Source organism: Hyphomonas oceanitis SCH89, assembly GCF_000685295.1.
Lineage (GTDB): Bacteria > Pseudomonadota > Alphaproteobacteria > Caulobacterales > Hyphomonadaceae > Hyphomonas > Hyphomonas oceanitis.
This window is the reverse complement of sequence record NZ_ARYL01000040.1, coordinates 1-26,821: the sequence shown is the minus strand read 5'-3', so window position 1 is coordinate 26,821 and position 26,821 is coordinate 1. Positions and strand designations below refer to the sequence as shown.

22 protein-coding genes and 1 riboswitch are annotated in these 26,821 nt (G+C 58.1%); of the genes, 7 read left to right on the top strand and 15 right to left on the bottom strand.

The features are described from left to right. Window positions 1-764: 764 nt before the first annotated feature. From hlyD to HOC_RS17760, 5 genes are read left to right on the top strand one after another with little or no spacing between them, the layout of a single operon-like run. A complete protein-coding gene (gene hlyD / locus HOC_RS17780) occupies window positions 765-1,772 on the top strand; it encodes a secretion protein HlyD (RefSeq protein WP_035541102.1) in 1,008 nt (335 codons plus the stop codon). Between the two features lie 8 nt (window positions 1,773-1,780). Further along, entirely contained in the window at window positions 1,781-3,532 is a 1,752-nt protein-coding gene (locus tag HOC_RS17775; RefSeq protein ID WP_084146434.1) for an ATP-binding cassette domain-containing protein, read from the top strand. Next, entirely contained in the window at window positions 3,529-4,665 is a 1,137-nt protein-coding gene (locus tag HOC_RS17770; protein WP_035541097.1) for an ABC transporter permease, read from the top strand. The genes HOC_RS17775 and HOC_RS17770 overlap by 4 nt, the downstream gene beginning before the upstream one ends. Before the next feature lies 1 nt (window position 4,666). Continuing rightward, window positions 4,667-5,767 (top strand): ABC transporter permease, encoded by a 1,101-nt coding sequence (locus HOC_RS17765; protein ID WP_035541094.1) that lies wholly within the window; start codon window positions 4,667-4,669, stop codon window positions 5,765-5,767. Beyond that, window positions 5,768-6,421, top strand: coding sequence for a CerR family C-terminal domain-containing protein (locus HOC_RS17760; protein WP_035541093.1), 654 nt, complete (start codon window positions 5,768-5,770; stop codon window positions 6,419-6,421). It abuts the gene before it with no gap. A 215-nt stretch (window positions 6,422-6,636) separates the two neighbouring features. Here HOC_RS17760 and HOC_RS17755 read toward each other — a convergent pair whose 3' ends face one another. The 14 genes from HOC_RS17755 to HOC_RS17690 all read right to left on the bottom strand — a co-directional run bounded on the left by HOC_RS17755 (window position 6,637) and on the right by HOC_RS17690 (window position 24,251). After that, window positions 6,637-7,752, bottom strand: a complete 1,116-nt coding sequence (locus HOC_RS17755; RefSeq protein WP_035541109.1) for a ferritin-like domain-containing protein — start codon at window positions 7,750-7,752, stop codon at window positions 6,637-6,639. Between the two features lie 215 nt (window positions 7,753-7,967). Beyond that, window positions 7,968-8,528, bottom strand: a complete 561-nt coding sequence (locus HOC_RS17750; RefSeq protein ID WP_035541091.1) for a hemerythrin domain-containing protein — start codon at window positions 8,526-8,528, stop codon at window positions 7,968-7,970. A gap of 135 nt (window positions 8,529-8,663) precedes the next feature. Next, window positions 8,664-9,281 (bottom strand): pyridoxamine 5'-phosphate oxidase, encoded by a 618-nt coding sequence (pdxH, locus tag HOC_RS17745; protein ID WP_035541088.1) that lies wholly within the window; start codon window positions 9,279-9,281, stop codon window positions 8,664-8,666. Next, the gene (hemN, locus tag HOC_RS17740) at window positions 9,265-10,614 is read right to left on the bottom strand and encodes an oxygen-independent coproporphyrinogen III oxidase (protein WP_035541087.1); all 1,350 of its coding nucleotides are present in this window, start codon (window positions 10,612-10,614) and stop codon (window positions 9,265-9,267) included. Before hemN ends, pdxH begins: the two co-directional genes overlap by 17 nt. Beyond that, window positions 10,611-11,231 carry a molybdenum cofactor guanylyltransferase gene (mobA, locus tag HOC_RS21520; RefSeq protein ID WP_051625059.1) on the bottom strand — a complete coding sequence of 207 codons (621 nt, stop codon included), beginning with the start codon at window positions 11,229-11,231 and terminating at the stop codon, window positions 10,611-10,613. Before mobA ends, hemN begins: the two co-directional genes overlap by 4 nt. Further along, window positions 11,224-11,862, bottom strand: a complete 639-nt coding sequence (locus HOC_RS17730; protein WP_035541084.1) for a carbonic anhydrase — start codon at window positions 11,860-11,862, stop codon at window positions 11,224-11,226. The genes mobA and HOC_RS17730 overlap by 8 nt, the downstream gene beginning before the upstream one ends. Beyond that, on the bottom strand, window positions 11,859-12,419 hold the full coding sequence (locus tag HOC_RS17725; protein ID WP_035541083.1) for a hemerythrin domain-containing protein: 561 nt from the start codon (window positions 12,417-12,419) through the stop codon (window positions 11,859-11,861). The genes HOC_RS17730 and HOC_RS17725 overlap by 4 nt, the downstream gene beginning before the upstream one ends. After that, the gene (locus HOC_RS21515; RefSeq protein ID WP_051625058.1) at window positions 12,403-13,575 is read right to left on the bottom strand and encodes a peptidylprolyl isomerase; all 1,173 of its coding nucleotides are present in this window, start codon (window positions 13,573-13,575) and stop codon (window positions 12,403-12,405) included. The genes HOC_RS17725 and HOC_RS21515 overlap by 17 nt, the downstream gene beginning before the upstream one ends. Next, window positions 13,575-14,342 carry a respiratory nitrate reductase subunit gamma gene (gene narI / locus HOC_RS17715; RefSeq protein ID WP_051625057.1) on the bottom strand — a complete coding sequence of 256 codons (768 nt, stop codon included), beginning with the start codon at window positions 14,340-14,342 and terminating at the stop codon, window positions 13,575-13,577. The genes HOC_RS21515 and narI overlap by 1 nt, the downstream gene beginning before the upstream one ends. A 22-nt stretch (window positions 14,343-14,364) precedes the next feature. Further along, window positions 14,365-15,564, bottom strand: a complete 1,200-nt coding sequence (locus HOC_RS17710) for a hypothetical protein (RefSeq protein ID WP_156950532.1) — start codon at window positions 15,562-15,564, stop codon at window positions 14,365-14,367. Continuing rightward, window positions 15,564-16,247 carry a nitrate reductase molybdenum cofactor assembly chaperone gene (gene narJ / locus HOC_RS17705; protein WP_035541080.1) on the bottom strand — a complete coding sequence of 228 codons (684 nt, stop codon included), beginning with the start codon at window positions 16,245-16,247 and terminating at the stop codon, window positions 15,564-15,566. Before narJ ends, HOC_RS17710 begins: the two co-directional genes overlap by 1 nt. Before the next feature lie 2 nt (window positions 16,248-16,249). Beyond that, window positions 16,250-17,773 carry a nitrate reductase subunit beta gene (gene narH, locus HOC_RS17700; protein ID WP_035541078.1) on the bottom strand — a complete coding sequence of 508 codons (1,524 nt, stop codon included), beginning with the start codon at window positions 17,771-17,773 and terminating at the stop codon, window positions 16,250-16,252. Then, window positions 17,770-21,504, bottom strand: coding sequence for a nitrate reductase subunit alpha (locus tag HOC_RS17695; protein ID WP_035541077.1), 3,735 nt, complete (start codon window positions 21,502-21,504; stop codon window positions 17,770-17,772). The genes narH and HOC_RS17695 overlap by 4 nt, the downstream gene beginning before the upstream one ends. Before the next feature lie 14 nt (window positions 21,505-21,518). Further along, entirely contained in the window at window positions 21,519-24,251 is a 2,733-nt protein-coding gene (locus tag HOC_RS17690; RefSeq protein ID WP_035541076.1) for a nitrate/nitrite transporter, read from the bottom strand. A 314-nt stretch (window positions 24,252-24,565) separates the two neighbouring features. Here HOC_RS17690 and ftrB point away from each other — a divergent pair, with 314 nt between their 5' ends. Continuing rightward, entirely contained in the window at window positions 24,566-25,342 is a 777-nt protein-coding gene (gene ftrB, locus HOC_RS17685) for a transcriptional activator FtrB (RefSeq protein ID WP_035541074.1), read from the top strand. On the opposite strand, the gene moaA is transcribed toward ftrB, so the two are convergent. Continuing rightward, window positions 25,339-26,331, bottom strand: a complete 993-nt coding sequence (gene moaA / locus HOC_RS17680) for a GTP 3',8-cyclase MoaA (protein ID WP_035541072.1) — start codon at window positions 26,329-26,331, stop codon at window positions 25,339-25,341. The two genes, ftrB and moaA, sit on opposite strands and share 4 nt — an antisense overlap. Continuing rightward, window positions 26,322-26,440, bottom strand: a riboswitch (molybdenum cofactor riboswitch). (Overlaps the previous gene by 10 nt.) Before the next feature lie 189 nt (window positions 26,441-26,629). Between moaA and HOC_RS21925 the strand changes: the two genes are divergently transcribed. Next, the coding region (locus HOC_RS21925; RefSeq protein WP_199285890.1) for a helix-turn-helix domain-containing protein at window positions 26,630-26,821 on the top strand (192 nt) is incomplete at its 3' end.

Sequence of the window (26,821 nt, the reverse complement as noted above, 5' to 3'; positions counted from 1 at the left end):
GCTCGAACCGCTGACCCTCTCGGTGTAAACGACAAATTATTCCTTATTTTACAGCATATTGTATGTAAACCGACATCGATTTTCCGGTATAAAAACAAGGTCTCTAAACTCCAAGTGTAAACCACGCATGTCGTGATGTTGGCCTCGAGGTTAGGAGCTTCACATCATATTTTCGCAAGCTGAATGGACAGGTTCGATATCCTTCAACCGCTTCAGTTTGTCTTGGTGTTTTCAGCAAGATCGCCAGCGACAAATTCCGATGCTCGGCTCGGCGCAACGCTCGCGCTCCCGAACACAATCACGGTTGAACCGGCTTCCTCATCTTGCAGCAAAAGGTCAACTCAAGCCGCAGACGTACTGCGCTCAACGCGTCTCTTTCAAGTAAGTTTGCACCGTGCGAGCCCAAACGATAGATCAGGATATGGACAAGTCGGTAGATTCGCCCGTCCACGCCGATCTCGCTCGGGGGCCGCACCCTTGCGTCAGCTTTTCTATTGTCCCCACGTTGCACCTCTCAAACCGAAAGCGGCGCGCAAATTCGCGGAGCGCCTATAAGTACGATCGTATTGTTCTGGAAATATATGTTAATTCGAAATTTCGCTGGACCACCAGTGGTTTCCAAAAAGCATCCTCAAAAATAGGATATAACGGCTTCATATCCCGAAAAGCGGCCCTTGAAATTTAATAAATACAATCGTATCATTATTTTTATAGCATATCATTCAAATCAGACGGGCATTGCGCCTGTCCCAGAAAGTTTTTCAATGAAACGGATCGCCATTGTCGCAACTGTGCTTGTTGTTGCTCTGGTATTAGGGCGCTTCGTCGTATGGCCTCATCTTAGTCCTGCGGGCGGCGGAACCGATGGCGCGCTGACGCTCTATGGCAATGTCGATATCCGGCAGGTGGATTTGGCGTTTCGGGTCTCGGGCCGTCTCGATGCCGTCAATTTCGAAGAAGGCGACACGGTTTCAGCTGGCGATGTGATCGCGGTTCTGGACATCGCGCCTTTGCGTGACGCCGTTGCGCAGGCCAAGGCCGAGGCCGCGGTGCGCCAGGCAGAGCTTGCGCGACTGAAGGCCGGAAGCCGGTCACAGGAAATCGACCGGGCCCGCGCCCGTGTCGAAGAACTGGAAGCGAGTGTTCTGGTCGCCCAGCAGACCTTTGACCGGCAGGCAAAACTGCGCGACAGCGGGTTTGCGTCACCGCAGGCCTATGACACAGCACGCGCCACGCTCGACGCGGCCAAAAAGCGACTTGTTGCGGGACAAAAGGACCTGGCTCTGGTGCAGATAGGACCGCGCGTTGAAGACATTGCTGCGGGCCAAGCCGGGGTTGAGGCTGCCGAGGCGGCGGTCGCGCAAGCTGAATTGAGCCTTGGAGACACAAGCCTGCTCGCGCCGTCGGACGGTATATTGCTGGCGCGGGTGCGTGAACCTGGTTCCATTGTTGGCGCTGGCGTGCCGGTTGCCACGCTGGCCCTGACCAAGCCGGTCTGGGTGCGTGCCTATGTCGACGAGACTGATCTTGGTTTCGTCGTACCGGGCAAGACAGCAAAAATATTCACCGATAGCGCGCCGGACAGCGCCTATCAGGGGCAGGTCGGCTTTGTATCCCCCATCGCGGAATTCACCCCCCGCACGGTTCAGACGCCTGATCTGCGTACAGATCTCGTCTACCAGGTGCGGATCATCATCGACGCCCCGGACAGCCGTTTGCGCCAGGGCATGCCGGTAACGGTCAAATTGAGTCGCTCGGCCGCGGCAGATTGACGGCGCCGATGAGCGATGCCTCGATCAACTCTCCGAAGCCCCTCCCCTTCGTCCAGATCAACGCGGTGACGAAGCGATTCTCCGCAAACGGTCCGGCGGCACTTGATGCCGTGTCCGGAACCATTGAGACGGGAAAGATAACCGGACTTGTCGGCCCCGACGGAGCCGGAAAGACCAGCCTGATACGCCTATTGACCGGCCTTAGCCGACCCAGCGAAGGCGACGTGCTGATTGAGGGTAAAGGCGCATACGCGTCGCAGCACCACCTACACAAGATGCTTGGTTACATGCCGCAACGCTTCGGCCTCTACGAGGATCTGAGCGTCATGGAAAACCTGGTCCTGTTCGCAGACCTCAAAGGGCTGTCGGGAGAGCAGCGGGAAGAGACGTTTTCCCATCTGCTGAAGTTCACTGATCTGGCCCGGTTTACCACGCGACTGGCAGGCGCCCTGTCTGGCGGCATGAAGCAGAAACTGGGCCTCGCCTGCGCGCTGCTCACGCGTCCGCGCCTGCTTCTGCTTGATGAGCCTTCAGTGGGAGTCGATCCGATATCGCGCCGGGAGTTGTGGTCAATGGTCGGCGAGCTCGTCGACGACACGATGGCCGTCGTCTGGGCGACCGCCTATCTCGACGAGGCAGAGAAATGCGATGATGTCCTTCTGCTTAGCAACGGCAAGCCTTTGTATGCTGGACCGCCCGCAGAATTGACAGACACCATGACGGGCCGCGTCTTCCTGGCGCGTGTTCCGCAAGCAGAGCGCCGGGCCGCCATCGCGCCTCTTTTGCGAGACGCCTCGGTGGCCGACGCGATCCTGCATGGCGATGCCATCCGCCTGCTCACCCGCGAAGATGCAGATCTTTCCCATATCAGGACGCTGGTGAACGCAGAGATCGTTCCGGCTGCGCCTCGCTTCGAGGACGCATTTGTCGACCGGCTGGCCGGCGGACCGGATGGGCGCTCGCCTCTGGCCGATGCGATGAGCAGACATGCAGATGCGGGCGAGGCAGTGGTTGAGGCGCGCGGCCTGACCAAACGCTACGGTAACTTCACCGCAGCATCCAACATCACATTCACCCAGAAGCGCGGCGAAATCCTGGGATTGCTCGGCCCCAATGGCGCGGGCAAGTCGACAACGTTCAAGATGCTGTGCGGCCTGACTGAACCGAGCGACGGCGAGGGACGTGTCGCTGGGTTCGATTTGCGCACAGCGGCTGCCGATGCGCGCGGGCGGCTTGGCTACATGGCGCAGAAGTTCTCCCTATACGGTGACGTTTCGGTGGCGCAAAATCTCTCCTTCTTCGCAGGTGTGTATGGTCTCAGCCGCCAGCGGGCCAGAGAGCGCATCGATGCCATGCTGGAGGCCTTCGATCTGACCCCCTATCGCAGCACGACGGCCGGGCAACTGCCGCTCGGCTTCAAGCAGCGCCTCGCGCTTGCCGCGGCGCTGCTGCATGAGCCGGAAGTCCTGTTTCTGGATGAACCAACCTCTGGGGTTGATCCGATCACACGGCGCGAGTTCTGGTCGCACATCAATGCGCTGACGGCGAAGAATGTTGCGGTCCTGGTCACCACGCATTTCATGGAGGAGGCCGAGTATTGCGACCGGATCAACCTGATCTATCGCGGCAGGACGATCGCAGAGGGCACACCAGAGGCGCTGAAGGCAAGTTGCAGCAACGCAGACGGATCGGTCGTGACCATGGAAGATGCGTTCATCGAGCTGGTGGCGCGCTCTGAACAGGAAGGGGCAGCGGCATGACCGGGTACAGGCTTCCCGCACCTTTGCGTCGGAGCCTGACGCTTGCGCGCAAGGAGACCTTCCAGATTGTCCGCGATCCCTCATCCATCCTGATCGCATTCATCCTGCCACTGATCCTTCTCCTGCTGTTCGGGTTCGGGATATCCCTCGATGCCAATTCGATCCGCATTGGAGTGGTGGTTCAGGACGCGCGCGCCGACGCGCGAACCCTCGTCCAGGCATTTGAAGCGTCCGACTATTTCGAAATTGTCACGGCCTTTGACCAGACGGCGCTGGAGCCCGACCTGGTTTCCGGAGACCTGCGCGGCCTCGTCGTCATCCCGCCTGATTTCTCCGAACGTCTGCGCGCACGCGATCCTGCCCCGATTGAAGTCCTCACCGACGGCTCGCAGCCAAATACCGCGCAATTCGTCGCGAACTATGCCCAAGGGGTCTATGGAGTCTGGCAAACCCGCCATCTCGGTGATGCAGCCCTGACGCCCCCGGCTGCGATCACGCCGCAACCCCGCTTCTGGTTCAACGCCGAACTGACCAGTCGCTACAATCTTGTGCCGGGTTCCACCGCCGTCGTGATGACGATCATCGGCACATTGCTGACCGCGCTGGTGATCGCCCGCGAATGGGAACGCGGCACAATGGAAGCGGTACTCGCCACACCGGTCAGCCGCGTCGAACTGCTGCTATCGAAGATCGTGCCCTATTTTCTCCTGGGCATGAGCTCGCTGGTGCTATGCGCCGTGGCGGCGGTGTTTATCTTCGATGTGCCATTCCGGGGGTCAGTGCTTGCCCTCGTCGCGGTCGCGGCCGCCTTCCTCGTGCCTGCTTTGGGCCAGGGATTACTAATTTCGGCGGCGACCAAGAACCAGTTCGTTGCCGCGCAGCTTGCACTCTTCACCGGTTTCCTACCGGCGACCCTGCTGTCGGGCTTCATCTTCGAAATCAGCGCCATGCCATTGCCGATCCGCACGGTCACCACGGTGATCCCGGCGCGCTATTTCGTAACCAGCCTGCAGACGCTGTTCCTGGCAGGAGATGTCTGGTCGGTTCTTTTGCCAGCGATTGCGAAAATGCTGGCCGTCGGAGTCTTCTTCCTGGCGCTCACCTGGCTTGCCACGCCAAAACGGATCGCCTGACATGTGGCGCCGGATCCTCTCTCTCATCATCAAGGAAATGCTCGCCATCTGGCGCGACCCTAAGGGGCGCGCCGTGATCCTGGTGCCACCGCTCCTTCAGCTGGTGATCTTTGCGTTCGCCATGACAATGGAAGTGCGAAATGTCGATATCGCCGTTCTCAATCACGATACGGGGAACTGGGGCCGGGACGTTGAAGCGGGTATCCAAGGCGCCTCCGCCTTCGACGAGGTGATCGGGCTACAATCGGTCAGCGAGATAAGGGAAGCCATCGACAGCCAGCGCGTTATTGCCGTGGTTCATATCGGGCAGGACTTTACCCGCCGGATCGAGGCCGGCCAGTCGGCCAATGTTCAAATCATCCTTGACGGGCGAAAATCGAACGCATCGCAGATCGTCAATTCGTATCTTTCCGCCATCATTTCACGTGTCTCGGCGGCGGCATATTCAGGCGGCACGATGCCGGACACCATACGAATCCGGCATTGGTACAATCCCAATCTTGAATATGCCTGGTTTACGCTGCCAGGTCTGGTCGCGACGATTACACTCCTGACCACGATTATCGTGACCGCCCTGTCGGTTGCTCGCGAACGCGAGCTTGGCACGTTCGACCAGCTATTGGTCTCGCCGCTGAGACCGCTGGAAATCGTTGTCGGGAAGTCTGCGCCTGGCCTGATCTTCGGCTATCTGCATGGAACCTTCTTTATCCTTGTCGCCATATTCGGATTCAAAATCCCCTTTGCCGGGTCGCTGCTCGCACTCTATGGCTCGATGTTCTTCTACTTGCTGGCGGTCATCGGGATTGGTCTCCTGATCTCGGCGATTTCGGCTACCCAACAACAAGCCATTCTTGGCGCCTTCGTGTTCGCCTCGCCCGCCGTGTTGCTGTCAGGCTTCATGTCGCCGATCGAGAACATGCCGGGCTGGATGCAGATTGCGACGCAGATCAACCCGCTCCGGCACTTTCTCGTCGTGGCGCAAGGTGTATTCCTAAAGGACCTGCCGCTCGCCGATATAGCGCGTAACACATTCCCGCTCGTCCTGATTGCCATGGCAACCCTTCCGGCTGCGGCCTGGCTGCTCAGAAAGAAGACTTCATAAATGACAAGACGAGATGACCCTCGGAGTATCGAAACACGTGACCGGCTCGTCGAAGCTGCCATCGAACTGTTCGGCCTCAACGGGTTCGCCGGAACATCGACGCGCGCCATCGCGAGTCAGGCGAACGCCTCCCTTGGCGCGATCCCTTATCACTTCAAAACCAAGGAAAAACTCTATCTCGCCGCAGCCGCCTCTATTGCAGAACAGGTCTCTCAAAAACTCGGTCCGGTGCTCAGCGCATTTGAAGCTGAGATCTACAGCGCCCCCCTCAGCCGGAAAAAGGCGATCTCGCTGCTGGAGGAGATCTTCACCCCATTCGTCACTATGCTGGCAAGCAGTGACAGCGAGAAGTGGGCCCGGTTCACGCTGCGCGAACAGGCCGCTCCGTCCAAAGCGTTCGAGATATTGTACGCCAGCGATATTGGCCGTTTCTTTCGCGCGGTGATCCATCTGACAGCGATCGCAAGCGGCGACGCCCCGGCATCTCAAACAGCCCGCATTCGGGGTTTGACACTGGTCGGTCAGGCGCTGGCCTTCCGCGCCGCGCGGGCGCTGAGTTTGCGAACGCTTGAAGTGGAAAATCTTGGCGCCACGGAGATCACTTTGATCACGGCAGCTATCCGCGAAAATATTCGCCTGCTTCAATACGTATAGCGCAGAGGACGCCATCGTGATGTAGGCCGACACGCGCGCTCAATTCACGCATATCGCCAACCGCCCTGCAGGCGGGTTCGAAAGCCGTCAGATCGTCCGGGCACCAGCAGCATTTAGTTCCCGATCCAGTGTGGCTGTCATCTGCGGCCCGGACGGGCCCTGCAATCAGTATTGCCGCCAATCAGGCAACGCGATCACAGGGCCGCAGACCCAATCTATTCGGCAGCGACCTGCGCGATCGGTCCGGTTTCCAGTGGCCTCTCCAATGACGCCCAGTCAATCTCGGCATCGGTGGCGGCATTTTCATAGTGCAGCACGCCAAGCGCCTCGAATTTCGGCTTCACGCTGTCCGTCAGCAGGCCGACCCGTTTCAGGTTCGGGATCATCCGCTCGAACAGGAAGTTCCGGAAGGCCTGCCCGCTCTGGGAATCGATGCTCATCCGCCGGGCTTCCTCATGATCGAAGCCGAACTCTTCCTCCACGATCGTGGAGAACAGGCGTTCGCGCATGATGGCGCAGGCCTCATAGGCAAACTGCGCCCGCTCCTCGATTTCCGCTTCCGGCAGGGCCTTGATCCAGTCTTCGAGATAATTGACGCCGAAGGCGACATGGCGGCCCTCGTCGCGCATCACCAGCGTCAGGATCTGGCGCAGCAGCGGGTCGCGCGTCGTGTGCGCCATGGTCTGGAAGGCAGCCAGCGCCAGCCCTTCGATCAGGATCTGCATGCCAATGAATTTCAGGTCCCAGCGTTCGTCCGTCAGGATCTTGTCGAGCAGGAGCTTCAGGCTCGGATTGACCGGATACTCGACATTGCAGCGATAGCGCAGGTATTTGTTGAACACTTCGACATGCCGCGCCTCGTCGAATGTCTGTGAGGCCGCATAGAGTTTCGCGTCATAGGTCGGCGCGCAGCTGACCAGCTGGGACGCCACCATCATGGCGCCCTGCTCGCCGTGCAGGAACTGCGACAGGACCTGCGCCAGCGACCGCCACGCATAGTCGGATTTCTGTTCCTCGCTCAGGGCGAGATAGACCGGGTGGTCATGGAACGGGTTGAGGCCGGCCTGCGATGGCCCCTCGCGCTTGTCGAACGCAACCTCCCAGTCGACATCCATCTGGGCATCCCAGTTGAACTTCTTGCCAAGCTCGTAGAGGCGGCGGATCTTCGAGTTCGCGACCTCGTAGTCCCAGTTATAGGACCCGGTCAGCGGTGTTTTGAAAATCTCGCGGACGATTTCGACATCCTGCGGCGACAATCTGTCTGCCAGCTCGCCGGGCTCCTTGAATGTGCGGGCCGTTGTGGGTGGGCCCGAAACCAGTTTCACTTTCATCATGTCCTCCTTTTCAAGCTGAAAAGGACCAGATCAGGACGAAACAGCCTTTCCGCTTTTTGCCACCATACGCCCCGTATTCATTGGGGAAATACGTAAGTTGACGGAGGCGTCATCTTTTTTTCACGTGCAAGTGTCTGATGTCTACCGCGCCATGTGCTCAGGTGTGCGGCGGGGATGAGGATCAGGATCGCCCGGGACGGTTCAATCCAGCGTCAATACCTTTCACTGGAGGCAATGGATTCGATCGAGCCCGCAACACCATCGATACGGTCCAACCGGGCGCTCAGTTCCGGGTCATTGCGAGACGATTGAACGGTTTGTTCAATATCGCGCCAGTCCTGCAATGTGAGATATCGTTCTGCCATCGGAAAGAAGACGTCGTCTTCCTTGACCATATGACGGCGCAGCAGACGCGAATATGTCTTTCCGGCTTCGACAATGACATTCATCGGCAGATCGCTTCCCAGGCGAAGATCGGAAATATGTTCACCGAACTTCTTTGCTCCGGCGCCAAGTCGCTCATGCTCGATTCGCAAATCGTAAAGTGCAGACCGCGCGACATCCGAGCGCGTAACCATGACATCATAGACCAGGTCCTCCTTGCGATGATGCCACTCATCGGGAAACGTCGTAAAATAATCCAGCAAGGCCTCGAGAAGCTCATATCGCGGCGACCTTCCCGCTTCGAAGGCTTTCATTTCCTGATCGAACAAATCGAGATAACGTCTGAAAAGACGATGCTCCAACTTGAGTGTTTCGATAATTTTCGACATCGTACGCTCCCTTTCTCGTTGCATCCAGTCGATTTTCCCGGCCGGTCTGATCAAAACATCACGGCTCGGATCCCCGGGATCATTGCGCTGGCCGAGCTAGCGTAATCATTGCGCGATCATGACCGTGTCCGATCATTATGGAAACAGTTCCAGGATCTGCCAGCCGTCATCGGCAGAAAAGACGAAAGCGCGGCGGTCGTGTATTCTGAAAGATCCTTCAGACCAAAATTCGACCCGATCCGGAGTCAAGCGAAACCCTGACCAGAATTCCGGGCGCGGAACCGGCTGTGCGGCAAAGCGCACGGTCCGGTTGGCGATGCGCTTGAGCAAAACTGACCTTGATTCTAGACGCTCTGACTGCCGGGACGCCCAGGCGCCAATCTGGCTGTTCCGGGGGCGAGAGGCGAAATAAGCGTCTGCCTCTTGCGATGTCACAGGTGTCACCACACCCTCGATCCTTACCTGTCGTCGAAGTGCCGGCCAGTAGAAGCACAACGCCGCTCCGGGATTGGCGCGCAGGTCGCGGCCCTTCCGACTGTTCAGATTTGTATAGAAGACGAAGCCACGCGTATCGAAGGATTTCAGCAGCACAACCCGGCACGAAGGATTTCCGGATTGATTGGCAGTCGCGAGCGACATCGCGCTCGCATCGTCGACAAGAGGATTTGCGACAGCATCCTCGTACCAGGCCCTGAACGTCTCGACTGCCTCACGCGGAAGGTCCTGCACCGATGTGTTACACTGCAATGGCATGCCGAGAGGTTTCCTGATCAAGATGCGCATCAAAGCATGATGCAATCAACCTGAGGGCCGGACGCCCTCGCTCGGGTATCTGCAGCGCGCGACTATTGACGGCCACCAATCCGTCGGCCTCGTACTTGCGGCAGATCGCCATCTCTTCGTCCAGCACGCTTGCGCAGAATCCGTGCTTTTGGCTGATCTGCCCCAGATCGGCGTACATGAAACACATGATATGACTGATAACCTCACCGCGCATGCGATCCATCTTGTCCAGAACGTAACCGCGTTGGACCGGCAAGTGTCCCGATTCAACAGCTCTGCGCCACGCTCCAGTTTCAGAATAATTCTGGACATAGCCTTCCGGAACGCACGAAATTGACGAGCTGCCCACACCAATGATCGTTGATGGCGTATCCGCCACATATCCCTGGAAGTTTCGCATCAGGGTCTGATCGTCCAGCGCCTTGGCAAGGCCGTCTGCCGGCAGGGCAAAGTGGTCAAGACCGATGCGCCTGTAACCGCCCGCGATCAGGTCGCCAGCAGCGCGCTCAGCCTGATTGAAACGTGCCTCCAGTCCTGGCAGGGTCTGCGCGTCGATCTGGGTCTGACGCCGCGCAGCCCAGGGAACATGTGCGTAGCCAAACAGGGCAATGCGGTCAGGGCGAAGCACGAGTGTTCGGGCGACCGTTGCCTCCAATGTCTCCACGGTCTGGAAAGGTAATCCGTACATGAGATCAAAATTGATCCGGCAGATATTCGCATTCCGAAGACTGTTGACCACGTCCCTCACCTGTTCGAATGGCTGGATACGATTGACCGCCGCCTGCACCTTCGCATCAAATTCCTGAACACCTAGGGACACCCGGTTGACTCCCAGCGCCGCTAGGTCGCGTGCGCGGGCGAGCGCGAACGTTCTTGGATCGAGCTCAAACGCCGTCTCCGCCTGCGGCGAGACATTGAACAGCTTTCGGATTTTTGCAGTCAGGTTCGCGAGACTGTCATCATTCAAAGATGTCGGTGTTCCGCCACCCCAGTGGATTGCGTCGACACGCATACCAGACGGGAGGGCTTCGCAAAGAAGTTCCAACTCACGTTCGAGTGTAGCTGCATAGTCGGCAAGTGGCTTTTCCCGTCTCACAAGCTTCATGTTACAGGCGCAATACCAGCACACTTCCCGGCAAAATGGCACATGAAGATAGAGTGCAATCGGAGTTGCCGGATCGAGGACAGAAAGCCACTTTCGATAGCGTGTCTCGTCGACTGAGGGGCCAAAAACAGTCGCCGGCGGGTAGCTAGTATAACGCGGAACCCGCGCACTGGCATATTTCAGGATTGCGTTTGTCATTGTGCGAGCCCTTCAGAACGTGACGGGAAGTTATTCATCGCCTGACTGACCTCTGCGAGGTCGTTCAACGTGTTGATATTGTGAAAGGGATCGCGACCGTCTTGGACGGGCCAGTCAACGGAAACGGCGGCGCAATTCTCCAGCGCGCCATTCAGACTACGTCGCCCGCTATGGGCATAGGCCTGCAATGGCCCTAGGCACCCGGTCGGCCAAACAGAGCACACCGGATGTCGACGCTGCAACGAAGTCGCGACCGCGGGCGTACCGAACTGCGCCGCTGCAGCGTCAAGACGACGCCTCAGATCGCAAGGCAAAAAGGGCATGTCACATGCAATGGTGATCACACGCCGCGCGCCAAACTCTTCCGCCCACGTTAGAGCTCCCAACAGTCCGCCAATTGGGCCTTCAAAGCGTGGGTCATCGAGGACTTCCGTCAATCTCGTTGTGCAAATCTGCCCAGGCCCGCGCACCGACAGCCGCGCCGGAATGCGCCATCGGGCGACATGGTCAATGGCGCGGTCGATAAGACTGCGTCCATCGAGCATGATATTCGGCTTGTCGCCGCCGATCCGGCTCCCGTGTCCACCGGCAAGGATCACTGCCACGAGATCAGTCATTGGCAAACCATGGACGGGCTGACAGTGCGTCCACTTCCTTTGGTCGCTTAATGGTCAAATCGAGATTTCGCAACAGCCCATCCCGGATCGAATATATCCAGCCATGAATTGCCAGGGACTGGCCTTTTCGCCATGCGTCGGTCACGAAGGGGTTTCTGCCAATATACTCGACCTGTGCACGGACATTAAGTTCGCACATGACATTTACGCGCGTGTCGAAATCGGTAATGGCGTGCAAGTGCGACTTATGCCGATGCGCCATGTCTGAGATGGGCTGCAACCAATGATCGATGAGCCCCAAGCGTTTCGTATCAATCGCAGACCGGACGCCGCCGCAACCATAGTGTCCACAGACGATCACGTGCCTGACTTTGAGTATCTCGGTCGAATATTGCAGAACGGATAAAAAGTTCACGTCCCGGGGGGGGGCCAGATTGGCGACATTGCGGTGGACAAACAATTCACCCGGATCAAGTCCGACAATCTCGTTGGCGGGCACGCGGCTGTCCGAACACCCTATCCAGAGATATTCGGGCGATTGCTGAGCCGACAACCTTTGAAAATACTTGGGGTCAGCGCGCACGCGCGCGCTTGCCCAGTTCATGTTATTGTCGAGCAGAGACTCGATCATGACGCCTCCGCAAACGGATCCGGCAGGCCTCTGCGAGCGGCCAGCCGACGGCCGAGGCTGCGAAGATCCGTTTCACTGAGGCGCGCGCGGGCAATCGGGAGCACGACGGCATTCTCAACGGCAATATGGCGTTCCTGAGACCGGCAAAAAGGTGGAATGATCTGGGGAGCCTCAGCGTAACCAGCCGGACCGCGGTGATCGTTCAAGGCCAAGACGATGAGCGACTTGACGGCTGAGGCATCATGCAGATCGCTGGCATGTTCTCCAGACAGCATTCCCAGGACCTTCTCGATCTGGTCGTCAGCCTCGCATCGTCGCCGCAGCAGGGGAAACAGGTCATCCTCTTCGTCGATGATGTGGAGCGGCAGGTCACTGTCCAAAAATCGCAGGACATCTCGCAATGCATCTTCGTCAAACGCCACTGTTTTGGCCAGTTCGCGCAATCGCTTGCAGACGGAGCGATGTCGGTAGTGCTCAGCGAAGAACCATACGAGCGGCTCCCGGAGCAATTCCGTCGGCATGGCTTCAATAGCGCCGTCTCTATAATCCCGTTCCATCGGGTTGACCTTTCTCTACCGAATCCGAACCCCCTCCCCGGCGCGTCAGAATGAGCGTGCGGGTTGCCTTGACCTGCGGAAACTGATTCCTGATCATGGTTTCAAGACAATCCGGCAAAGGCGACGCACTGTCTCGGAGCCGGGAAATGACTTGTGTCCAAGCTTCATCCTTTGCCTCGGTCAGGAAAGAATTTATCGCGTCGGATAAGACGCTCGCAGGAGCGCATCTCCTTCTGGCCGCCTCAGCATCAATCACTTTGAGAACATCAGGCTTCAGCGCAAGGAGAGCGCCTTGCGGATTGGCGAAGACATCCCCGAGAACCGCGTAGACCCTTGTGACAGGCGTTTCGTCCGTCTCCAGCGTTCCAAGTACCGATATGCCGAGATCCGGCGGCGTTGCGGACGAGCGCTTCAGAAGCGCATCGACATAGCGCGCAGCGGCTAATGTCCAGGCGCGCGCTTCCAGTTGCATTTCGATGTGCGCTGCGACGTGTTCGAACGGCAGGCGTCTCCCATCAACCCGATGGTCCAACCTGAGTACATGCCAACCATGTTCTGTCCGCACCGGTTCGTCTGCGAACTCTCCAGGCTCGAGCGCAAGCAATGCTTGCCAGATCGGGGGCAAAACATCACCGGGGCGCAATTGTCCGAGAGTTCCGCCATCACTCCCTGACGGGCACGCCGACACGGTACGCGCGAGCCCTGCGAACCTGTCCGGTTGCCGGGCAAGCACAGCCAAGAGTTCATCGGCGCGCGCACGCGCATTCGTCGCTGCAATGTCGTCGCGCTCATCCGGTGCGACAAGGATGTGCGATGCTTCCAGCAAGGGTGGGGTCCTGAAGCCGTTCGGCTGGTCTTCATATATGCGTCGCACCGCATCAGCTGGCGGCGCTTCGGCTTCGACCTCCTGGCTGAGGAGCTCGCGTATCAGGGCCTCTTCCTGTGTTTCCTCGAGGCCGTCTGCATTCAGCTCCGGCTGCGCCGCTATACCGAGCTGGCGCGCGCGGTCGAGCAAGACAGCCTTGGCAGCAAGTGCCCGGCCCGCACGCACACGCGCATCGGAAAGACTGGCAGCTTGATGGTTCTGCATTTCAGCCGCGAGAAGTGTCTCGGGGACTTCCACGCCATGAAATATTGCTGTTGCGGTATTGGCCATTATGCACCTCCTGCCCGCTTGCGCGCGGCAATCGCTTGATCCGCCTTGATGTCGCGGCGCGTGCGTACAAGCTGCCAGCCGCGGCGGCCCATATACCAGACCGGCGCAGAAAGCATGTGGACGAGCCGTGTGAACGGGAACACAAGGAATATGGTCAGTCCCAGGAACAGGTGCGCCTTGAAAATCCAATGGACATTGGCGACATAGTCGGCTGCACCGGCCTGGAACGTGAAGATGCTTTGCGCCCAGTACATGAACTTCACCATCTCGGACCCATCGAGGTGATTGGCCGACAATGGAATTGTCGAGAGACCAAGCGCCAATTGGAGCGTCAGCAGCGCCAGAATGGCTGTATCACCAAAGGAGGAATTGGCACGTATGCGTGGATCGAATACCCGTCGATGGAGCAAGATCAACGCGCCTAGGATGGCAGCGAGCCCTGCAACCCCGCCCGCGACCATGGCGAGCACCTGCTTCTGCCCGTGTGTAATGCCGATCGTGTCGAACACCCAGAGCGGCGTCAGCAAGCCGACGAAATGCCCGCCGAAAATCACGAGCACACCGACATGGAAAAGCACCGATCCGAGCACCAGTTGCTTGCGTCGCAAGAGCTGGGACGATCCCGACCGCCATGTGTAAGGCTCCCGGTCAAATCGCAACACAGATCCGATCGCGAGAACGGCAAGCGCGATATAGGGATAAAAGCCGAAGACAGCCTGATCGAGCCAGCCGGCTGAGGTAATTGTCGTGACGTGCTCTGGTGCCATGTCGGGCTCCCTCCTGATGGGTCTAGAAGCTGGCCTCGAGGGCCAGCCAGAATTTGGTGCGGTCGGCCGGACCGCCGGGCTCGCCATTGAATACGGCGACCTTGCCTTCGAGACTGAAATTCGCGTTGACTGGCAGGCGGGCCAAGGCATCGATCTCGCTGCCGAGATCGTTGGCTCCGTTGTCAGAGGCGAAGTCATGGTAACCGACGACCCAGCTGACCGGTTTGGCATCGGCAATGAACGATGGCGCCTTACCTTTCAGCGTGGCCGATACATCGCGCACGCCGGTTGCCGGCGTGTTGAGAAACACATCCGCCCAACCCTGAAAGGCATGCAAAGTCGCAAGCGGAGTCGTAAAACCACGTCCACCCGCCCCATCGAGAATTTCAACACCCAATGCCCCGGTGAGACCTTTTTGTGTCAGGGAAACGCTCGCAGCCTGGTAACCGAGATCAGCTGTGGGTCCTGCCCCGTTCCATTCACTCTGAATGGCGGCGTCACCATCAAGCGTGAGCTTGCCGAGATCAGTGTCCCATGACCTTGTCCAGCTGGCGCCCCAGGTCTGGCCAGACGCCGCCGGCGCATTGTCGAAATCAAGCAACAGGCCGTAAGCCGTGACATCGCCGAGCGATGTCTTTGCCGATAACCGGACGATATGCGAGGCGCTATCCCACTCACCGACGGGGCTGTCATCGCCGAACACACGGCGAACCTTGTCGATATAGACATAGTCGACTGACACGGACTCGGAGACCACATGACCGAGCCGAAGCGCGTCAAAGGTCTGCTCATTCTGCCGGAAGCCAACATTGCCCACAAAGCGCGCGTCATCGAAAATGATGCGCTGGCGCCCGAGCGTGACCGAGGTCGCCTTATCTTTCCAGGACACCTGCAGGCGGTTGATCTCCAGTGCCTCCGGATCCGCGACAATCGCCTTGCCGGGAACATTCTCCACCGTGTCGGAAAAATCGTCACTCAAATGCACGACGCCTTCGACCTCGCCGAGGAAGCTCCAAGCGTCACTTGCCTTGTAATCATAACCAAACCGCCCGCGCACCGTCAGCGCTGTTGTGTCGTCAAATCCGCTTTGATCGACCTGTTCGGCCCGCAACCGAATATCAAGGATGGGGCTACCCTCACCTGCTTGCGCTGGTGCTGCGCCAAATACGCAAACAGAAGAGATCGCCGCACCCACCATGAGCGCTGTTCGCAACCTGGACATTAGCCGCGCGCTCCCTGCATTTTGCTCACCATGGCTGCCGCTTTTGGACAACCGTCGGATGGCGTCCCGGGACCAAACGTAACGGGTTCCTCAGCCCAGTTTTCGTCAAGCGCCTCCAGATCATCCGGATCATCCTCAGGCATGGCCAAAAGATCAGCCAGCGCCGCCTTGTCTGCCGCTCGATCCGAGAGCGTCATCAGGGCGCCAAAGATAGCGCGGTAGGGGCTCTGGCGCTTCTTGAGGCGCTCTCCGATCGCTTCGATCACATGGGCAGCCTCGCCGATCAGCGAGGCTGCCTCCGCATCGGGAATGATCGAAAGAAATTCCAGGAAGATCGGCAGATAATCCGGCAGGTCGCTGACATCAAGTTCAAGTCCATGCGACTTGTAAAGTTCGACAAGGCCAACCATGGCCGGCCCTCGCTCACGGCTCTCGCCATGCACGTGCTCATAGAGGTGCAGGGACAAGGTACGTGACCGGTCGAACTGATCGACATAGATCTCCTGAGCCTCATAGATATCCGTGCTGGCAAGGCTGAGCGCCAGTTTTCGCAAGGATTTAATGATCCGTTCCGGAACGATACCTTCTTCTTGAATGGCATCGACAATTGCGCCAGCCTCTGCCTGCAAGGTGGCATCCGGGTAGGACAGGAGGCGCGATAGAGCACGATACGTGATGGCCATGATTAAAGCTCCATTGGGGTTTTGGCTTTGGACCGCTTGTCCCGGCCGAACAGGCCGAGTTCCGTGCGTCCGCCGGAACAGTCATTGCCGAATGTAAATCCGCACTCACCGCGCATTTCAAATGCGTCTTCCTGCGATTCCCGGTGGGTTGTCGGGATGACAAAGCGATCCTCGTAATTGGCGATCGCCATGTAGCGGTACATTTCATCGATCTGACGGGCGGTGAGGCCCACCTTTTTGGCGGTGGGGTGATCGATCACCCCTTCAACCGTCTTGGCCCGCATGTATTTGCGCATGGCCATCATTCGTTCGAGCGCCAGAACGACCGGTTCTTCCTTGCCGGCGGTCAGCATGTTGGCAAGATAGCGGACTGGAATACGCATGCTGGAAACATCCGGCATATCCGCATCGGTTTCGAGCGCCCCCGCAGCCACGGCCGACTGGATCGGAGAGAGAGGTGGCACATACCAGACCATGGGCAGCGTGCGATATTCCGGATGCAGCGGAAACGCGACCTTCCACTCCATTGCCATCTTGTAGACCGGACTCGCCTGCGCCGCTTTCAGCCAGGCTTCCGGAATCCCATCCAGCCGCGCTTGCGCGATGACAGCCGGATCATTCGGGTCCAGGAAAACATCGAGCTGCGCCTGATAGAGATCCTTCTCGTCCGGCGTGCTGGCTGCTGCTTCGATCTTGTCGGCATCGTAGAGCAAGACACCGAGATAGCGGATCCGCCCGACGCAGGTTTCCGAACAGACAGTCGGTTGGCCAACCTCGATGCGCGGATAGCAGAAAGTGCATTTTTCCGACTTTCCGGATTCCCAGTTATAGTAGACTTTCTTGTAGGGGCACGCCGAGACGCACATCCGCCAACCGCGACACTTGTCCTGATCAATCAGGACGATGCCGTCCTCTTCGCGCTTGTAGATTGCCCCTGACGGGCAGGCCGCCACACATGTCGGATTCAGGCAGTGTTCGCACAAGCGCGGCAAGTACATCATGAAGGTTTGCTCGAAGGCGCCGTAGATAGCCTTTTCCACCCCTTCGAAATTGTAATCCGCACTGCGCTTTTCAAACTCGCCGCCAAGGATTTCCTCCCAGTTGGGGCCCCACTCGATCTTCTCCATGCGCTGACCCGTGATCTTCGATCGGGGGCGCGCGGTCGGGAAGGCTTTCATCTCAGGTGCGGTCTGGAGATGCGCATAGTCGAAATCGAAGGGTTCATAATAGTCGTCGATTTCGGGCAGGTCCGGATTGGCAAATATCTTGGCGAGAATGCGCCATTTTGCGCCCATTTTCGGTTCTATCCGGCCATTCGCCTTACGCCGCCAGCCACCATTCCAGCGCTTCTGGTTCTCCCAGTCTTTCGGAAAACCAATGCCCGGTTTGGTCTCGACATTATTAAACCAGGCGTATTCAACTCCCTCCCGGCTCGTCCATACATTCTTGCATGTTACCGAACAGGTGTGACACCCGATGCACTTGTCGAGGTTGAGGACCATTCCAATCTGAGCACGGATTTTCATTGTGCGCCCTCCATTTGCGAGGCGGGCTCTTCGAGCCAGTCGACATTTGCCATTTTGCGGATGACAACAAACTCATCCCGGTTTGAGCCAACCGTCCCGTAATAGTTGAACCCGTAGGACAGCTGGGCATACCCGCCGATCATGTGGGTCGGTTTCAGGATCGTCCGCGTGACCGAATTATGGATGCCGCCGCGTTTTCCAGTGATTTCCGATCCGGGCGTATTCACGATCTTCTCCTGTGCGTGGTACATGAAGATCGTGCCTTCCCGGATCCGCTGGGATACGACGACGCGAGCCGTCAGCGCGCCATTCGCGTTGAACACCTCCACCCAGTCATTGTCGACAAGGTCTGCACGCTTCGCATCTGTCTCTGACAACCAGACAACCGGACCACCGCGGTTCAATGTCAGCATCATCAGATTGTCGGAATAGGTCGAGTGGATGCCCCATTTCTGGTGCGGCGTGATGAAGTTCAGCGTGATCTCCTTGTTACCGTTTGGCTTGTCGCCCTGGACGAACGTTGTCTTGAGATCGATCGGAGGCTTGTAAACAACAAACCCCTCGCCGAATGCGCGCATCCAGTCATGGTCCTGGTAGAGTTGCTGGCGTCCCGTCAGGGTCCGCCACGGGATCAGTTCGTGGACGTTCGTATAGCCGGCATTATAGCTGACATGTTCGCTCTCGATGCCTGACCATGTCGGAGACGAAATGATCTTGCGCGGTTGGGCGACGATGTCACGGAACCGGATCTTCTCGTCTTCCTTGGGCAGGGCCAGATGCGCGTGATCACGTCCGGTCTGCTTTTCGAGCGCATGCCAAGCCTTGACGGCGACCTCGCCATTGGTTTCCGGTGCAAGCATCAGGATCGTCTCGCAGGCGTCGATATCGGAATCGATGCGCGGTTGGCCCTTGGCGACGTTTTCATCGAGCACGCGCCCATTGAGCGAACCGAGATTGGCCACATCATGCGCCGTGTCCCAGCCAATCCCCTTGCCACCATTGCCAAGTTTTTCGAGGAGCGGGCCGAGTGAAGTGAATTTCGCATAGGTTTGGGAATAGTCCCGTTTGACCACACTGATCTGCGGCATGGTCTGACCGGGGATCGGTTCACTCCCGTCGGTCAGCCAGTCCGTAACGCCCGCTGCCTGGGCAAGCTCTCCGGCAGTGTCGTGCTGTATCGGTGTGAGGACGACATCGGTCACCGCGTTAAGCACTTCCGGCGCCACTTCCGAGAACTTACGTGCAAGGCCTTTGAATATCTCCCAGTCCGACTGTGATTCCCAGGCAGGATCGACGGCCGCACCCAGGGGGTGGATGAACGGGTGCATATCGGACGTATTGATATCGTTCTTCTCGTACCAGGTGGCCGTAGGCAGCACGATATCGGAATAGACCGCAGTGGTAGACATGCGGAAATCGATACACACGAGCAGGTCGAGTTTCCCTTTCGGGGCGTCCTCGTGCCATTTGACCGTCGTCGGTTTCACACCGCCGGTCTCTCCGAGGTCCTTGCCCTGCACGCCGTGATCGGTTCCGAGCAGATGCTTGAGGAAATATTCATGCCCCTTGCCCGATGAACCGAGCAGGTTGGAACGCCAGACGAACATGTTACGCGGCCAGTTGGCTTCATGATCCGGATCCATGCACGACATTTCGAGATCGCCGGATTTCAGTGACTTCACGACATAGTCCTTCGGATCCATCCCTGCCTTTTCAGCGAGGGCTGCAATTTCGATCGGGTTCGTTTTGAGCGCTGGCGCAGAAGGCAGCCAGCCCATGCGTTCGGCTTTGGCATTGTAATCGATGAAACTACCGGACCAGTCGCCCTCAGGCGCTGTCGGTGACAGGATTTCACCGACAGGAACGGTCTCATAGCGCCACTGGTCAGTATGCGCATAAAAGTATGAGGTCGAGTTCTGTTGACGCGGCGGGCGCACCCAATCGGTCGCAAAGGCGAGCGGCGCCCAACCCGTCTGCGGGCGCAGTTTCTCCTGGCCAACATAGTGCGACCAGCCACCACCAGACTGGCCAACACACCCGCACAGGACCAGCATATTGATCACCGCGCGATAGTTCATGTCCATATGGTACCAGTGGTTCATGCCCGCGCCGATGATGACCATGGACTTCCCATTGGTCTTTTCCGCATTGGTGGCGAACCCTCGCGCAACCGCGATGATCTGCCCGCGCGGGACTGAGGTGATCGCTTCGGCCCAGGCCGGCGTGTAAGGTGCTGGGTCGTCGAAATCTTTTGCGAGGTGCTCGCCGCCATAGCCTTGATCGACGCCGTAGTTCGCCATCAGGAGGTCATAGACGCTGGCCACCAGGGTTTCGGTGCCGTCAGCAAGCTTCATGCGCTTGACAGGAATGTTGCGGGTCAGCACGTCCGGATGATCGGTGGAGGCAAAGCCATTGCTGGCAGAGTTGGCAAAATAGGGGAACCGGACGCTGGCAACATGGTCCTCGACGCCCTTCAGGCCAAGGCGCAGCTTGATCTCTTTGCCCTTGCCATCGCGTTCCTCAAGGTTCCACTTGCCCGTGTCTCCCCACCGAAATCCAATCGAGCCGTTCGGGACAACAACCTTGCCCGTCGTCTCGTCGAGCCCGACTGTCTTCCATTCGGGCTTGTTCTCTTCCTTGAGGGCACCATCGAAATCCGATGCGCGCAGGAGACGCTCAGGCACATAGCCGTCTTCTTGTTCCTGCAAGCGAACGAGCAATGGCAGGTCACTATACTTGCGGATGTAATCGCGGAAGTAAGGTACGTCGCGATCACGGTGATACTCTGTCAGGATGACATGCCCAAATGCCATGCCGAGGGCCGCATCCGTGCCCTGCTTGGCGGCAACCCAGACGTCCGAGAATTTCGATGCCTCCGAATAGTCCGGGCATATGACCACGGATTTGACACCCTTGTAGCGCGCTTCGGTATAGAAGTGCGCATCGGGCGTGCGGGTCTGTGGCACGTTCGATCCCCAAAGAATCAGAAAGCCCGAATTGTACCAGTCAGCGCTTTCGGCGACGTCCGTCTGCTCGCCCCAAGTCTGCGGGCTTGCCGGCGGAAGGTCGCAATACCAGTCATAGAAGGATCCGGTTACCCCGCCGATAAGCTGGAGGTAACGCGCGCCGGCCGCATATGAAACCATGGACATGGCCGGAATCGGGGAAAACCCGAATACGCGGTCAGGCCCCCACTTCTTGATCGTGTGCGCATTGGCTGCCGCAATAATCTCGTTGACCGTCTCCCAGTCTGCGCGCACGAACCCGCCAAGTCCGCGCCGCGTGACATAGTCGGCGCGTCTTTCCGGATCGTCCTGGATCGATCTCCAGGCAGCAACCGGTTCCATTGTCTTGCGGGCTGCACGATAGGATTTCAATAACCGTGCCCGGATCAGGGGATACTTCACGCGATTGGCCGAATAGAGATACCAGCTATAGCTCGCGCCACGCGCACAACCTCGGGGTTCATGGTTCGGCAGATCGTCACGCGTGCGCGGATAGTCTGTCTGCTGGGTTTCCCAGGTGACGATGCCACCCTTGACATAGATCTTCCAGGAACACGATCCGGTGCAGTTCACGCCATGGGTTGAGCGCACAATCTTGTCGTGGCGCCAGCGATTGCGATAGGCTTCCTCCCAAGAACGATCCTCGTCATTGAGGACGCCGTGTCCGCCCGAATAGAGCTCGGTCTGCCGCCGGAAAAATGTCAATCTGTCGAGTGTGTGGCTCATTTTTCAGTATCCTTTTAGACAGTCGCCGCAGGGGCAGAAGTGGAGATGGTCGCGCGCCCGCGTTCGATGTCGTGCAAGAGACCACCCTTGCGGGTGTACACACGCCAGGTCAGGACGAGACACGAGACGTAGAAGACCAGGAAGCAGATCAAGGCCGGCATAGCGCTGCCGCTCGCTGAAAGGGACGTGCCAAATCCCATTGGAATGAAGAAGGCGCCGTAAGCTGCAATGGCTGAGGTAAAACCCGTGATCGCAGCACTTTCCTTGTCCGACTGACGCACGAGTTCGTCGGGCGACAGGTGCGGCTCAAGGCGCGCCACTTCCTTGCGCATAATGACGGGGATCATCTGGAAAGTTGAGGCATTGCCAACCCCGGTTGCAAAGAACAGGAACATGAAGCTCGAAAAGAATCCGGCAAAACTTCCGACTTGCAGGGATGCCATGACGCCGAGCGTGCCGAGCGCCATTGCAACGAAAACCCAAACTGTGACACGGCCACCCCCCCATCGGTCGGATATCCATCCCGTGAAGGAACGCGACAAGGCGCCGACCAAAGGCCCGAGGAAGGCAATCTGCAAGACGTTGACGTCCGGAAACTGCGTCTTTGTCAGCAGGACGAAGGCCGCCGAGAAACCGATGAAGGAACCGAACGTGCCCGTATAGAGCCAGCACATGAACCAGGTATGCGCGCGTTGGAATATCACAGACTGTTCAGCAAAGGAGGCCTTTGCCGAGGCCAGGTCGTTCATGCCAAACCAGGCAGCGAAGGCTGAGGCAATAATGAACGGAACCCAGATAAAGCCTGCGTTCTGGAGGAAAATTTCCTCGCCAGTGCTGGTCACGATCGGGTCACCGCCGAGGATACCAAACACGCCCATCGTAATGGCGATGGGCACAAGGAATTGCATGGCGCTGACACCGAGATTGCCGAGCCCTGCATTGAGTGCGAGCGCGTTGCCCTTCTCCTTCTTGGGGAAGAAGAATCCAATGTTTGACATGGAGGAGGCAAAGTTGCCGCCACCGAAGCCGCAAAGCAATGCCAATACCAGCATGATCCAATAGGGCGTATCCGGATTCTGGACCGCAAAACCAATACCGAGCGCAGGCGCCAGAAGTGACCAGGTAGTCAGGGTGGTCCAGAGCCGTCCACCGAAGATCGGCACCATGAAACTGTAGAATATACGCAGCGTGGCGCCAGACAGGCCTGGCAATGCTGCGAGCCAGAACAGCTGGCTGGTCGAGTATCCAAAACCAATTTGCGGTAGTTTGGCAACCACAACCGACCACACCATCCAGACCGAGAAGGACAGGAGCAAGGCCGGGATCGAGAGCCAAAGATTGCGATTGGCAACTTTCTTCCCCGTCTCCTGCCAGAAGGTCTCATCCTCGGGGCGCCAGTCCGTTATCAGTTTTGGCGTAAGCGCCTTATTCGCCGCGACATCGTGAAGAGGCTGCATTTCCGGTAGCTGCGGCAGTTGATCAAGGGCCGCTCCCGACGCCTCGCGCTCCATTCGCTGGATTGCCAGATGCATCCATATGAATGAACCAGACACCAACAAGAACAGTGCCATGAAAGAACTTGTCCACACGCCGGTCAAATCGTTCAGCATACCGAATGCGATCGGGAGGATGAATCCACCCAGTCCCCCGATCATGCCCACAAGGCCACCCACAGCGCCAACATCCTTGGGATAATAGATAGGAATGTGCTTGTAGACCGCCGCCTTGCCGAGGCTCATGAAGAAGCCAAGCACAAAGATCAGGACCACAAAGGCGATGGGCCCCATGGCTAGCCGGAAGGTCATCGGCCCGTTGACGCCATCGACGATGTACGTGGTTGGGGGATAGGACAGGATGAAGGTAACGACCATCGACACAAGGAATGTCCAGTACATCACCTTGCGGGCACCGACCTGGTCAGCCAGATGGCCACCATAGATGCGAAAAATGGAAGCCGGGATCGAATAGGCTGCCGCCAGCATGCCCGCCGTCCTGATGTCAAAACCATACACGCCGATCAGGTAGTGCGGCAGAGACAAGGCGAGCGCGACAAACCCACCAAAAACAAAGAAATAGTAGAGTGAGAAACGCCAGACCTGAACGTTGCGCAATGGCGCGAACTGGGAGGCGAAACTGCGCGGCCGGGCACCCGACCTGCGCCGTTCGGCGAGGTCCGGATCGTCCTTGGTGAAGACAAAGAAAATGACAGCTGTCACTGCCAGGGCGATTGCCCACACTGTCGCCACGCCCGTCCAGCCGATCGACGCCATAACGATCGGCGCGGCAAACTTGGTTACAGCCGCACCGACATTGCCCGCCCCGACGATACCGAGTGCCGCCCCCTGTTTCTCGATAGGAAAGAATTTCGATACATAGGTAATCGATACGGCAAATGACCCGCCTGCCAGACCAATACCCAGCGCGGCGATTAGGAATTGGGGATATGTCTCGGCAAAGGTCAGGAGCCAGGTCGCCAGCGCAGACAGCAGCATGACGATGACATTCACGATGCGACCACCATACTGGTCGGCCCAGATACCAAGAACGAGTCGCGACAGCGAGCCAGTCAGGATTGGGGTCCCCACAAGCAGGCCGAACTGCGTTTCCGTAAGGCCAAGATCCTTCTGTATCTGGATGCCAAGGATCGCGAAAATGACCCATACGGCGAAGCAGATTGTGAAGGCGAAAGTCGTGAGACCCAGCGCTGTATTGGCACCAGGGGCCGGCTGGGTTCTGGAATCTGTCATATCGGTCCCCCCTCAGATCGGTGATGAAACTCCAGACCGAGACGTGGCACTGCTCCTGTTTGGATGCCTTGATATTTGCGAAGTGGTGGGGTGTCGTTTGTCCGAATGTCCGGCCGAATTGAGATCAATCTTTTCAGAACTGATCAGTGCATCGCGGCGCCTTGAGAATGCACTCGGAAAGACCTGAACCTTTCGGGATCGATCCTTGACATTTATCAATCCGGTTTCTAAGAATTCTCTCATGCATTGGCAGGAGGCTGGCTCACCTCTGTCGATTTTCAGACCTTTCACGCGCGACACTCACAGGAAGCTGCATGACGCTGAAACCTACAGATATTGTGCGAACGCGCGAACTCGCCTTCTTCAGAGCCGCGAGTGACGAAACCTTTGACCGCGTCATGTCAGGCGCGTTCCTGCAGCGCTTTCCCTCTGGAACAACATTGCTTATGGAAGGCGACAGCGTCGACTTTCTCTACGTCCTGCTCGATGGCTCGGTCGAACTCGGTGCTGGCTGGAAATCGAAGGATACCACGCTCGCAATACTCAGACCCGTATCGACGTTTATCCTGGCAGCTGTCGTTCTTGAGTCGGACGCCCTGATGTCGGCTGTCACGCTGGAGCGTTCTGAAATCCTTATGGTGCCCGGCGAATCGATCCGGCGCGCCATGAGCGATGACCCGGCCTTCGGTTTTGCAATCTCGGAAGAACTCGCTGGCTGCTATCGCGGACTGGTCCGCTCGATCAAGAACCACAAGTTGCGCGATTCGACCGAACGACTCGCGAACTATTTGATGACTCAGCGCGCCCGTCAGGGCGAGACGGACGAAATCACGCTACCTCATGAAAAGCGAGTGCTGGCTGCCCTGCTGGGAATGTCTCCCGAGAACCTGTCGCGCGCCTTCGCGAAACTGTCGGCTCAGGGCGTAGCAGTTGACGGCGCCCTTGTGCGTTTCAGCAAAGTGCAGGCGCTCGAGCGACTGGCTCGGCCGAGCCCGCTCATCGACAATCATTTTGCCCAGAGCCGCAGCCAGCTTGGCAAGGCCAATACCGAACGCCAGCAAGGTGTGCTGAACGACCCCCAAAACCGCTAACCCCCCGTTTGTGCGAGGTTTCGGATGTCACCCGGATTGGCGGCGTGCAGATCGTGCGACAGGCTTTTGCCGCCAAGCGCCGAGACAATTATATCCTGAAGCGCCTCTTTTTGATCATCCCTTTCAAGAAAGCTGCGTAAATCGTGTCCGCCCTGACCAAACAGGCAGAGGCGAAGCTGACCGCGAGCGGTTATTCTGAGGCGATTGCAGCCATCACAGAAACCAGGCGCATAGGGCGCGATCAGTCCGATCCGCCCTGCATGATCAGGATGGGAAAATTCTATCGCCGGGCCATCATCAATGCCACGCTCTCGGGGTTGCCAGCCATGTTGAAGGAGCCAGTTGCGCAATACTGTACCGCTGACATGCTGATCCTGGAAAAAGGCAGCATTATCCCCTGTCCGCATCAATTCAATAAACCTCACGGAGATCCGACGATCCCTGACAAAATCAGTCCATGCCGAAAAGTCATCCTCAAGTCCGTCGCGCAGTAGAACCGCGTTGACCTTGACGGCCGACAGAGGCAAAGCCTGCGCCCTGTCGAGACCGGACAGTACATCGTTGAGCCGGTCATGTCCCGTGATCCGGGCAAAGGCATCCCGATCGAGCGCATCAATGCTGACATTGAGGTGGGTAAGACCAGCCGACACCCAGTCATCCACATGGCGCGCCAGATTCCAGCCATTGGTCGTCATGGCGACCTTGTCGACTTGGGATTGGGCAGCCACTCTTGCAATGATTTCAGTCAGGTCCTTGCGGACGCTCGGTTCACCGCCGGTCAGGCGAATCTTCCGTAATCCGAGTTCGGAAAAGGCACGCGCGAGACGTTCGGTCTCGATCGGCGAAAGAAAGTCCATGGCACCCGTTTTCTTGTAGCCATTCGGAAGGCAATACGTGCATCTGAAGTTGCACACCTCCGTAACCGATAGCCGCAAATAGCGGAATCGGCGTCCGAAAGCATCCGTCGCATCGCGAGCGGTCAGTGTCATCGCGGGCTCCTTTCCAAGCGCGGGAGGCGACACGGTTTCCCAATGCCACCCTCGGCCAGACCGCCATGGCGAATGCTTTAGGCGGACGGGCTCGGAGCGAATTGGTTGCAGGCTATGAGAGTTGCCATGCCTTGTCGTTGACGTGACGCGATACAGTGGTTGATCTCCATCAAGCTTGGGCTGCCTGAGGATCAAGCCGCGTTCGATTGCCGCGGCACTAGAGCATCCTGCTGATTCTGTGAATCGAAGGATTCCCATTTGGCGAGAACGGTGATTCACTCGTTTTAGGAGGTGGATCATGGGAAAGGTATATTCAGACGACATCCGGCTTCGGGTAACCAAGCTTGTTTTGGATGGCGCATCGCGTCGGTCGGCGGCCCGCCGGTTTGCGGTGAGCGAGAGTTCGGCGATCCGGTGGGCCGCTCGGGCAGCCGATGAGGGCAGCCCGGCTCCTCGCAAGGATCGTGTCCCGCGGCGTGGTGTAGCTGAC